Source organism: Thermococcus sp. 101 C5 (assembly GCF_009372125.1).
GTDB lineage: Archaea > Methanobacteriota_B > Thermococci > Thermococcales > Thermococcaceae > Thermococcus_A > Thermococcus_A bergensis.
Window position 1 is genome coordinate 1 of the sequence record NZ_WHIZ01000071.1, and the last position, 9098, is coordinate 9098.

The window sequence follows — 9098 nt, forward strand, 5'->3', positions numbered from 1 at the left end:
GCTTTCCTGTTTGAGGGCTGTTGGGTAGTTTACTGCATCCCCGCCCTAAAGGGCGAGGCTTTCAGAAGAAAAAGTAATCGAACCTTTCCCCCATTATGTTTCTCGTTGCATATCCTATAAGAGCTGCTATTACAATTCCCGCCACTAGTTCTGCTGGACTCCACAGTAAAACACTACCGGAGCCGGCTGTCAAGATTAAGTACACAATCAAAGACCACAGGAAAGATGTCATAAAGGACATTCTCTCACCCCAGCTTTAGGCTTTAAACCGTTCGATTACATATTTCAAGCTAATTCCATTATTTATTAGTCCAAAATTCATTAAATACGTTTCTTTAACAAAAGGTTGAAAACATGTAATTTGACAAATATAAAGGTAACAAAACTTTACATAAAATGGAACTTGGAAGTACATTATAGTTCAAAAAAGTTCATTGATGTTAAGAAATATTCGGGATTATAATAACAACTTGACGAGACTTTAAAAATAATTTAAAAAAAGAACTAAAGTTCACTCTTCGTACTCTTCTATTGCACCAAAGCGACATACAGTTGCACATATTCCGCATCCAACACACTTATTGGGGTCAATTTTATGCACTTCTCTTGGTGCTCCTTCAATAGCATTTTGTGGACAGTTCCTGGCACATAATGTACATCCCTTACATTTCTCCGGGATTACGCGATATTTCTTTGTTTTTCCTCCTTGCTTTGCGAGCATTTCTTCAATTTCCTCATTTTTGAGCCATCTTAGGTTATCGTCGTATTTGTCGTATGTCGCTAAGAGGAACTCATTGCTCATTTCCAATGCATTTACCGGGCAAACGTCGACACACTGCTGGCAAAAGACACACCTTCCCAGCCAGAGTGTCACCTTTTTGAGCTCGGGCACGTATTCAAACACTCCCGCCGGACAGACTGTCACACAGAGCTTACATCCTATGCACTTGTCAACATGGTAAACCAATTTTCCCCTGAAGCCTTCTGGTGTTGGAATAGGATCACTCTTAGGGAAGGGGTTTGTTGCAGGCTTTTTGAAGATGTTTTTTAGAACTACTGAAAGAGTTGGAGGGATCTTCATGCAATCACCCCCAGAACGTCTATGACTATCAGCAGCACTCCTATAAAGCTCATTGGAAGTATTCTGCCCCAAAACATGCCAACTGCTTGGGTAATCCTGAGCCTTCCAGTTATTGCTCTGAATACGCTCATGCTAACAAAGAGGACTATGAATACTTTGAGAGTGTGGAAGAGCAAATCAAGGACTACCGCCCCAATACCTGTCAAGCCAAGGTACCCACTTATACCCCATGGGAAAAAGATCGCCACGACCAAACTGGCACTTGCGAACTCTTTCAGAGCACTGCTTAGTTTAAATAGTGCTAGATGTCTTCCACTGTATTCCGCCATGGGACCTTCTGCAACTTCTGTCTCTGCCTCTGGAATGTTGAAGTAACCGACTTCAATCTCACTTGCAAGCCAGAGTAGGAACACTATGAAGAGAACAAATGTGCCAAAGACTGTCAAGGGAGTACCAATCTCCCAGATGTTATACTGATAAAACGTTCCCAAGCTAAAAGGTTTTTCAACTCCGAGTTTGCTTAAGCGCCAGAGTATTGCAAAGAGTCCCAACATCATGGGAACTTCCCTGGAAGCAAGCATGATTATTTCTCTCTGAGCACCTATCTGCGCATAGGGGGATCCTGAGCTAACGGCACCCATCACCCTTACAAAGGCTATGAGAGCAAGTAAGTATATGAAAACTATTACATCGCCCTTTGTGGCTAAGAGGGGTTCAAATCCAAGAGGAGTGTAAGCTAGGAGGGCTATTGAAGAAGCTAAAGCCAACACTGGAGCGATTTCAAAGAATTTATTGGCATCTCTTGGGATTATGGACTCTTTACTGACGAGCTTTAGAAAGTCATAAATGGGCTGGAGTACTGGAGGACCTATACGTCTCTGCATCCTCGCAACAAGCTTTCTATCCATTCCTTCCCAAAGGAGAGAAGCAGCGGAGACGTAAAGGTAAATCGCTATTAGTCCTAGAGTTAAATAAACGATGTTCATAGCCTAACACCCCCACAAGAACCGCCAACGGGTTCTGGTTTTGCCTTTATGTTGGGATTTATTTCTCTTGTTTTCTCAATTGAAGCCTTGAGAAGATCTTTTTCTGTAAGAACTTTTTTCTTGCCGGTTTTGGCATCTATAACGGCTACTCTATCTGTACAGCTCAGGCAGGGATCTATTGACGCTATTGCAACCGGCACATCAGCAAGCTGTTCTCCTACTAGTGCTCTCGCAACTGCAAAGAGGTTTGGAAAAGTGGGTTCTCTCATTTTCCACCTTTCTGGAATTTCGCTTCCAGGGTTGGCCATCACATAGTGAATGAGCTCCCCTCTTGGAGCCTCATACCTACCAATGCCCTCTCCTTCTGCTTTTTTAAGCCGGATCAAAGTTACGTTATCCTTCGGAAATGCCTTTATTTTTCCCTCTGGCATTTGGTCTAAAGCCCTTTCTATGAGCTCCATGCTCTGCCAAAGTTCTCCAACTCTAACGACCATCCTATCAAACATGTCCCCCTTGATTATTCCTGTAAACTCCTTAGGGGTTATTGGCTTAATCCCCAAATCCGGATAAACCCCCAGCTGTTCATTGTATCTGACATCCTTCTCAACGCCACTTCCTCTTGCTGTTGGACCTTGAGCGCTGTACTCAATGGCTATCCTTTTGGGTATGACCCCTGCATCCCTAAGTCTAGCTTCAACAGTTGGATCATAGAGGAATATTTCCTCAATCCTTGGCATGACTTCTTCGCGGTAGTATTTTATCATCTCCAGAATCGCCCTTTTGTGCTTATCCTCTATATCCCTCCTCACGCCCCCAATCGTGTTCATAGCGTAGTTTACCCTGTTGCCCCCTATTGCCTCTAGGAGATCCATAACCCTCTCCCTGGCAAGCCAGCTTAAGTGGAGGACGGTATCATAGCCTATAGCGTGCCCCACAACTCCAAGATTGAGCAAATGAGAGTGGATCCTTTCCAGTTCTCCTATTATCACCCTTATGTATTCAGCTCTCTCTGGTACCTCTATCCCAGCCATTTCTTCGACTGCCCTAGAATACGTATAGTTGTGAGAGAAAGAACATATCCCACACATTCTTTCAGCAAGATAAAGTATCTGGATGTAATTTCTTCTCATGCCAATCCATTCTACGCCTCTCAAGTTGTATCCAAGCTTTACATCAACATTTACTATTCTTTCTCCATCAAGGGTAATGATGAACTTTTCAGGTTCTTCAAGTGCCGGGTGAATGGGACCAATTGGGATTTTAACCCAATATTCAACTCTATTCTCCATGTTTAACCCTCCTTTTTCATTTTGTAGGGATGGCCTGCGTTCTTTATCATTTCATCGCTGATACCTTTCTCATCTTTTCTCAGAGGATAGATGTCTTCTGGGAAGTCATCGGGTAAAAACAGCCTCCGTGGATCGGGTATGCCCTCAAAGAATATTCCCAAAAACTCTTGAACCTCTCTTTCATAGGGGAGCGAACTTGGTAATATGTCTGTGATAGTGGGCAGTGTTGGGTCATCTTTGGGACATCTAGTACCAACTACGAGTGAGATACTTGGAGCTTGCTCGTAAAATAGTTCAAGGTGATACTTAGCCTCTAAGTAGTCTCCTCCATCCCTGGCGATTATTATAGAAAACTGTGCTTTGGGGTCAAGTTCCTTAATAAACTTCATAAGATCTTTGAATTCTTCTCTCGCAACATTTATCCAGACCCTCTTCCTAGGGTGGGGGAGCTTGTTCTCACTAATTTTTCCATCGGCATTAGGGAATTTTGTTAGAATCATCTCCAAGAATTCTTCGGGGGTCATTCTTTCTCACCTTCTATCTTTTTTATGAGCTTTTCCAATCCCAAAACCACACCATAGAGTATTGCCTCTGGTCTTGGAGGGCATCCTGGAACAAAGACGTCCACAGGGATGTGTTTGTCCAAGGGAGCATTAGTAAATGGACTTTCAAAAAACACACTACCACCAGTTGGGCATGCTCCCACAGCAACAACAACTTTTGGATCCGGAGTTTGTTCATATATCAATTTAACCCTTTCAAGGCTTTGATCTGTAACTGGGCCGGTTACCAACAGGATATCTGCATGTCTTGGTGTTCCAACAAGCTTTACTCCAAATCTCTCTGCGTCATACCTGGGTGTAAGAGCAGCTATTATTTCAATATCACATCCATTGCATGAACCGCTGTTAACGTGAAATACCCACGGTGACCTTCCAAGGTACTTACAGAGTTTTGAAATTCTTTTCTCAAGCATTTCTCTCTCGTTCATTACTTCACCCCCCGATGACGAGCGCTCCAAGCACTATTGCTACAGTGAGCAAGAGGTATGCAACATAATCTGTAAGCAGACCAGTGTGTTCCTTTCTAAATGCCAAAAACATCCTTTGAGCTCCTCTTATTAAGCCCCACATTACGTGCCTTCCGGTAAAGTAGCCCTCAAAGTGCTCAAAATGAGGTATAATCTTATCTTGATCCTCACCGCTGATGTAAATCTTTGTTCCCTCTCCAGCCCTTCTAGTGCCAGTGCTGGCTTTTTCTGCCCATTTCATGAGCAAATAACTAATCACCAGACCAATGAAGAAAGCATAAAGGAAATAGAGAGCATCCCAATAGCCGAACATTTCATGCACCTCCAAGGAATTTTAAGAGAGCGACCATATACTCACCATTGAGCTGCTCAAGCATTCTTGCTGTCGGGAGCATTATTTTATCGTTTATCTGCCATGGAAGGAGACCCATGACAACAATTGCAACTACTAGAATCAGCATTGGAATAAGCATGCTCATTTCTGGCTCTTTTGCACTCTTCACCTTTTCGCTCTCTCTGCCTAGGAACGTAAAGAGCACCCTGGTGTATGCTGCTAGAGAGAACACTGTACCAACGACGGCAATAGCTGCCAAGATTGGGTTGTACATAGCGGAGCTCTCATAGATAATCCACTTGCTAGCAAATCCGTTTAATGGTGGAAGACCTATGATTGCCGCAGCACCTATTATAAATGCAAGGGTTGTCATAGGCATTTTTCTTGCCAGTCCGCTCAACTCGTTAAGGTTCTTCGTGCCGACTTCATGGATAACTGCTCCTGCCACAAAGAAGAGGAGTGCCTTTATCAATGCGTGGTTCACTATGTGGTATATTGCTCCAGCCAGTGCTAGTTCACCTGCCCTGCTACCATAGGCGAGGGTTCCAATACCAATTCCGAGCAGAATATACCCTATCTGCCCCACACTTGAGAATGCAAAAAGCCTCTTCATGTCGGTCTGCACTACGGCCATTGCATTTCCTATGAGGAGCGTCAGGCAAGCAAAGAACACTATAACCCAGCCAACTGCCTCCATGTTAATTGAGGGCATGTTGAACGCTTTTAGGTAAGCGTGCAGTCCTGGGTTGAAAATGCTGAATACTATCCTTGCCACTGCATAAACTCCACCCGCCTTGATGACTAATCCCGAAAGCATTGCGGAGATTGAACTTGGGGCTGCTGGGTGTGCATCTGCAAGCCACATGTGAACTGGAACCGCACCGCTCTTAAAGAGCAGTCCACCAATAAGGAAAGCCAAAGCCACTTTTGCCACAAGTGTTGGATTTTCGGCTATTTTTATGCCGAGATAGCTCATTGTAAGCGTTCCATACTGACCATAAAGCAAGGCGATGCCTAATAGAATAAAGGAACTTGCCAATGAACCAACGAACATATACTTAATTCCTGCCTCAATTCCTTCCCATGTGTCGTTTCTGAAGGCAACTAACGCATAGCTTGCAATGCTCATTATTTCCAAGAACACGTAGAAGTTGAAGATATCCCCGGTGATAACAATTCCCAGCATTCCCAGCTCCAAAATGAGTATCAATGTGTAGTACTTCTCCAAGCCAGTGTCATGCTTCATATAGCCAAGAGAATACAGCACTGCCAAAAAGCCCACGAAGGTTATTGTTAAAGCCAAGAGCGCTCCAAGTAAGTCAACTTCCCATACAATTCTAATTGGGAACTTCACTCCTTTGCCAATTGGGCTTTCGCTCCCGAGGGTATAAAGGATGATTTCGTTGGTCTTCCATACTGTGTAAAATATCTTAGCAGCAACTCCGAGTGTAGCGCCGCTGATTATGAGTGCCCAATATTCCTTGAGCTTCTTTCCAAATAAGCTAATGATAGGCATTGAAAATGCTCCGAATAATGGAATTATGATTAGAAACGGGAGCGTCATCCTCTCAACCTCCTTAACTTGTTAACGTCAAGGGTTCCGTAGTGTCTATAGGCGTTTATCGTCAATGCCATTGCCAATGAGAGCACACAAACTCCAATGACTATGCTCGTGAGCACTAAAGCCTGTGGTATTGGGCCAACCATTGGAGTGCCCTTCAATGTTTCATACCCAGTGTAAATGGGCGCTGTAGGTAAAACTCCGTTTTCCAATCTATATCCGAGGCTTATCAGCAAGAGGTGTATGCCTGCATCAATTAAATTGAGGGCCAGGATTAATTTGATGAGGTTTCTCTTGTACAAGAACGCGTAAATGCCCATGAAGATCATTAAAAATGCCGTAACAAATTGCAGTGGTATCACTTTCTCCACCTCCTAAAGAGAGCCATTGCAAGGACAGCACTTACCAGCCCTGTGTAAACTTTCAGACCCACTGCCAAGTTCATTATTGGAAGGTAACCTGCTGAAAGAAGTGTGCCTGGTTCTCCATTGAAAATTGGACCGTTATGCCATAGGGTGTTGTAGAAGAACGCTACACCCAGACCGAGCATTCCAGCTATCAAGAAAACTAGGCCTCCTACTCCCTCAAGGGCGGAATATAAGTTCTTGTTTATCCTGGTCTTGGCTTCATTGAGTCCAAATGCTATAAGGAATAGTATTCCCGCTCCAGCAATTGTGGCTCCACCCTGGAAACCTCCTCCGGGGGTCAGATGTCCATGAGCAACAACGTAAGCTCCGAAAATCCCTATGAGAGGTATAGTAGCTCTTGCCATTGTTTTAACTATAAGCCCCATGTCACTCCCCATTTTCCTCCCTCCATTTTCTAAGCAATGCGACTGCTCCCGCTATTGAAGTGAAAAGAACCGTGGCCTCTCCAAGGGTATCGTATCCTCTGTAATCAAAGACTATGTCAGTAACAATGTTAGTTCCACCCACTTCTTCAATGCCATGATCTATGTAGTACTGGTCTGTATAGCGATACTTTTGCCAGTCCTCCCCGCCTAAGCCAAATTTTAGGCCGTAATTTGGATGAGCAATTAAAAGCAACATTCCGAGTATGAAGAGCAAGGATAACGCTCCGACAGTTCTTCTCATGGACTCTCACGCTCCCATCTCTCGGTTTTTGAAATCCCATAAACAACTATTGCAGTAACAACACCCGCACCAACAGCTGCTTCCGCTATGGCAACATCTGGTGCATGAAGCATGTAGAATTCCAAACTAAGAAGGAGGCTCATAGCCGCAGACGCTAGGGCTGCTGAAAGTAAATCCCTTGTGGTTATCATCCAGTATGAAGAAAGCAATATTCCAATGAGGAGCCCCGCTTGAATTATCATATCAACGGTTAATGGGTTCATGCTTCTTCACCCCTCAACTTCTTCTCATAAGCATCAATAACAGCCCTTGCTGGTTTATATCCGCTCAAATGTGCAGCTTTCGCTATTGCATGAGCTCCTGTTGGGTTTGTAAGCAACAAGGCTATAAGAGCAACCAAGCTGTGCAATGCCATTTGAAGATACTTTGGATTCCCTGTTTCTTTTATTTGCCAAATTGCATGGACAATTACGGCCAAGACGGCAAATATCGTTCCAAAAGTTGTGCACTTTGTTGCGCCATGTAATCTGGTGTAAACATCGGGAAATCTATGAAGTGAAACGCTCCCGAGCAAGTTGAAAGTAATACTGATTGCCAGAAAAACGTAAATTATGCTTTTAATCACTCCAATCCCCCCTGGAGATACTTAGCAATTACCAAAGTCCCAATATAACTGAGCAAGGCATAAACTATGGCTATATCGATGTAAATTACTCTGTCATAAGCTGCTCCCAGGAGGATCATTCCGGCCACGATAAGGGTGTTTAATGTGTCAACACCAACAACCCTGTCAGGAACACTAGGTCCAAGCATGACACGAATCAGAGTTATGAACGCCCCAAGAGCAATTACTATTGCTCCGTAAAAGAACTCTGTGAAAATCATTTCCCTAACCTCCTTGCCCATTTTTCAAAAGAACCTGCAACGGGTTCAGAGCTCTTTGGTTCTTCGTCTCTTACGTATATCCAGTGGACGTAGAGGGCTTTTTCTTCTGGGCAGGCATCCACTGTCAAGGTTCCAGGAGTGAGGGTAATTGAATTGCTTAGTATTGTGTATTGGGCTTCATTTTCAAGGTCAACGGGTACTCTAACAATCCCTGGCTTTATTTTTCCGGTGATTACTCTATAAGCAACGTCAAAATTTGCCTTTACCATCCCCCAGAAGAGGGGGCCAATGGCATAAACTAGGAATCCAAGCCACTTTGCTGGGTTTAGGAATCTCTGAGCTTTTTCTCCTATGATATTCTTTGTTGAAAGCCCGACGATTGCAGCGAATATAATCCCTGCGATTACTTCTTCCGTGCTCCAGAGCATTCCTTTGGTACCTGCTGTGAGTACAAGCCAAAGCACAAACGACCATACAAATGAAACAATGAAACTCATTTTTCCCACCTCGAATCTCAATCCAAGCCTTTATTCTCACTATTTTCGCTTTTGTCGATGCGATGTATACTTCAACAATTTCTTTTAAAAGGGTTTTGTAAAAGTCTAAATTAACAATAAAGGTATAAAAAGCCTTGTTTTTAACCTAAGGTTATGTAGAAAAGCGTTTGTTCATGTCTACTTATGGACTACGTAGCATAGATTATGAACATTAAAGAACTTTTAATTGCTCAGATCACTATTATAGTGCATGCAAAAAAACGAGATACTGTCAGGATAACTGGGGTATCACCTCCTGAAGCCATTCAGTCACATCACCAGGCGGTCCACCAAACCGAGAA

15 protein-coding genes are annotated in these 9098 nt (G+C 43.6%); all 15 read right to left on the minus strand.

What is annotated here, in order from left to right; translation table 11 throughout:
- Window positions 1-61: 61 nt before the first annotated feature.
- On the minus strand, window positions 62-241 hold the full coding sequence (locus GBV73_RS09500; protein ID WP_253910347.1) for a hypothetical protein: 180 nt from the start codon (window positions 239-241) through the stop codon (window positions 62-64).
- Window positions 242-511: 270 nt separating this feature from the next.
- On the minus strand, window positions 512-1081 hold the full coding sequence (locus GBV73_RS09505; protein ID WP_087037629.1) for a 4Fe-4S binding protein: 570 nt from the start codon (window positions 1079-1081) through the stop codon (window positions 512-514).
- Window positions 1078-2067, minus strand: a complete 990-nt coding sequence (locus GBV73_RS09510; protein WP_087037628.1) for a respiratory chain complex I subunit 1 family protein — start codon at window positions 2065-2067, stop codon at window positions 1078-1080. Before GBV73_RS09510 ends, GBV73_RS09505 begins: the two co-directional genes overlap by 4 nt.
- Window positions 2064-3356 carry a nickel-dependent hydrogenase large subunit gene (locus tag GBV73_RS09515; RefSeq protein ID WP_087037626.1) on the minus strand — a complete coding sequence of 431 codons (1293 nt, stop codon included), beginning with the start codon at window positions 3354-3356 and terminating at the stop codon, window positions 2064-2066. The genes GBV73_RS09510 and GBV73_RS09515 overlap by 4 nt, the downstream gene beginning before the upstream one ends.
- A gap of 2 nt (window positions 3357-3358) precedes the next feature.
- Window positions 3359-3880, minus strand: coding sequence for an NADH-quinone oxidoreductase subunit C (locus GBV73_RS09520; protein WP_042702568.1), 522 nt, complete (start codon window positions 3878-3880; stop codon window positions 3359-3361).
- A complete protein-coding gene (locus GBV73_RS09525) occupies window positions 3877-4347 on the minus strand; it encodes an NADH-quinone oxidoreductase subunit B family protein (protein WP_042702565.1) in 471 nt (156 codons plus the stop codon). The genes GBV73_RS09520 and GBV73_RS09525 overlap by 4 nt, the downstream gene beginning before the upstream one ends.
- Before the next feature lie 4 nt (window positions 4348-4351).
- Entirely contained in the window at window positions 4352-4699 is a 348-nt protein-coding gene (locus tag GBV73_RS09530) for a hypothetical protein (protein WP_042702561.1), read from the minus strand.
- A gap of 1 nt (window position 4700) precedes the next feature.
- Complete coding sequence (locus GBV73_RS09535) at window positions 4701-6284, minus strand: proton-conducting transporter membrane subunit (RefSeq protein ID WP_152880991.1); 1584 nt, start codon at window positions 6282-6284, stop codon at window positions 4701-4703.
- On the minus strand, window positions 6281-6643 hold the full coding sequence (locus GBV73_RS09540) for an NADH-quinone oxidoreductase subunit K (RefSeq protein ID WP_004066472.1): 363 nt from the start codon (window positions 6641-6643) through the stop codon (window positions 6281-6283). The genes GBV73_RS09535 and GBV73_RS09540 overlap by 4 nt, the downstream gene beginning before the upstream one ends.
- Window positions 6640-7086: a Na(+)/H(+) antiporter subunit B gene (locus GBV73_RS09545; RefSeq protein WP_152880993.1), complete on the minus strand. Its 447-nt coding sequence runs from the start codon at window positions 7084-7086 to the stop codon at window positions 6640-6642. Before GBV73_RS09545 ends, GBV73_RS09540 begins: the two co-directional genes overlap by 4 nt.
- Window positions 7076-7375, minus strand: coding sequence for a hydrogen gas-evolving membrane-bound hydrogenase subunit E (gene mbhE / locus GBV73_RS09550; RefSeq protein WP_042702552.1), 300 nt, complete (start codon window positions 7373-7375; stop codon window positions 7076-7078). Before mbhE ends, GBV73_RS09545 begins: the two co-directional genes overlap by 11 nt.
- A complete protein-coding gene (locus GBV73_RS09555; protein WP_042702549.1) occupies window positions 7372-7638 on the minus strand; it encodes a DUF4040 domain-containing protein in 267 nt (88 codons plus the stop codon). Before GBV73_RS09555 ends, mbhE begins: the two co-directional genes overlap by 4 nt.
- Window positions 7635-8000 carry a monovalent cation/H(+) antiporter subunit G gene (mnhG, locus tag GBV73_RS09560; RefSeq protein WP_042702546.1) on the minus strand — a complete coding sequence of 122 codons (366 nt, stop codon included), beginning with the start codon at window positions 7998-8000 and terminating at the stop codon, window positions 7635-7637. Before mnhG ends, GBV73_RS09555 begins: the two co-directional genes overlap by 4 nt.
- Window positions 7997-8260, minus strand: coding sequence for a cation:proton antiporter (locus GBV73_RS09565; RefSeq protein ID WP_042702543.1), 264 nt, complete (start codon window positions 8258-8260; stop codon window positions 7997-7999). The genes mnhG and GBV73_RS09565 overlap by 4 nt, the downstream gene beginning before the upstream one ends.
- A complete protein-coding gene (locus GBV73_RS09570; RefSeq protein ID WP_042702540.1) occupies window positions 8257-8757 on the minus strand; it encodes a monovalent cation/H+ antiporter subunit E in 501 nt (166 codons plus the stop codon). Before GBV73_RS09570 ends, GBV73_RS09565 begins: the two co-directional genes overlap by 4 nt.
- Between the last annotated feature and the right edge of the window lie 341 nt (window positions 8758-9098).

What these genes read in the sequence shown, in the direction of transcription:
- GBV73_RS09500 (WP_253910347.1), bottom strand. Translation starts at nt 241, where the DNA reads ATGTCCTTTATGACATCTTTCCTGTGGTCTTTGATTGTGTACTTAATC.
- GBV73_RS09505 (WP_087037629.1), bottom strand. Translation starts at nt 1,081, where the DNA reads ATGAAGATCCCTCCAACTCTTTCAGTAGTTCTAAAAAACATCTTCAAA.
- GBV73_RS09510 (WP_087037628.1), bottom strand. Translation starts at nt 2,067, where the DNA reads ATGAACATCGTTTATTTAACTCTAGGACTAATAGCGATTTACCTTTAC.
- GBV73_RS09515 (WP_087037626.1), bottom strand. Translation starts at nt 3,356, where the DNA reads ATGGAGAATAGAGTTGAATATTGGGTTAAAATCCCAATTGGTCCCATT.
- GBV73_RS09520 (WP_042702568.1), bottom strand. Translation starts at nt 3,880, where the DNA reads ATGACCCCCGAAGAATTCTTGGAGATGATTCTAACAAAATTCCCTAAT.
- GBV73_RS09525 (WP_042702565.1), bottom strand. Translation starts at nt 4,347, where the DNA reads ATGAACGAGAGAGAAATGCTTGAGAAAAGAATTTCAAAACTCTGTAAG.
- GBV73_RS09530 (WP_042702561.1), bottom strand. Translation starts at nt 4,699, where the DNA reads ATGTTCGGCTATTGGGATGCTCTCTATTTCCTTTATGCTTTCTTCATT.
- GBV73_RS09535 (WP_152880991.1), bottom strand. Translation starts at nt 6,284, where the DNA reads ATGACGCTCCCGTTTCTAATCATAATTCCATTATTCGGAGCATTTTCA.
- GBV73_RS09545 (WP_152880993.1), bottom strand. Translation starts at nt 7,086, where the DNA reads ATGGGGAGTGACATGGGGCTTATAGTTAAAACAATGGCAAGAGCTACT.
- mbhE (WP_042702552.1), bottom strand. Translation starts at nt 7,375, where the DNA reads ATGAGAAGAACTGTCGGAGCGTTATCCTTGCTCTTCATACTCGGAATG.
- GBV73_RS09555 (WP_042702549.1), bottom strand. Translation starts at nt 7,638, where the DNA reads ATGAACCCATTAACCGTTGATATGATAATTCAAGCGGGGCTCCTCATT.
- GBV73_RS09565 (WP_042702543.1), bottom strand. Translation starts at nt 8,260, where the DNA reads ATGATTTTCACAGAGTTCTTTTACGGAGCAATAGTAATTGCTCTTGGG.
- GBV73_RS09570 (WP_042702540.1), bottom strand. Translation starts at nt 8,757, where the DNA reads ATGAGTTTCATTGTTTCATTTGTATGGTCGTTTGTGCTTTGGCTTGTA.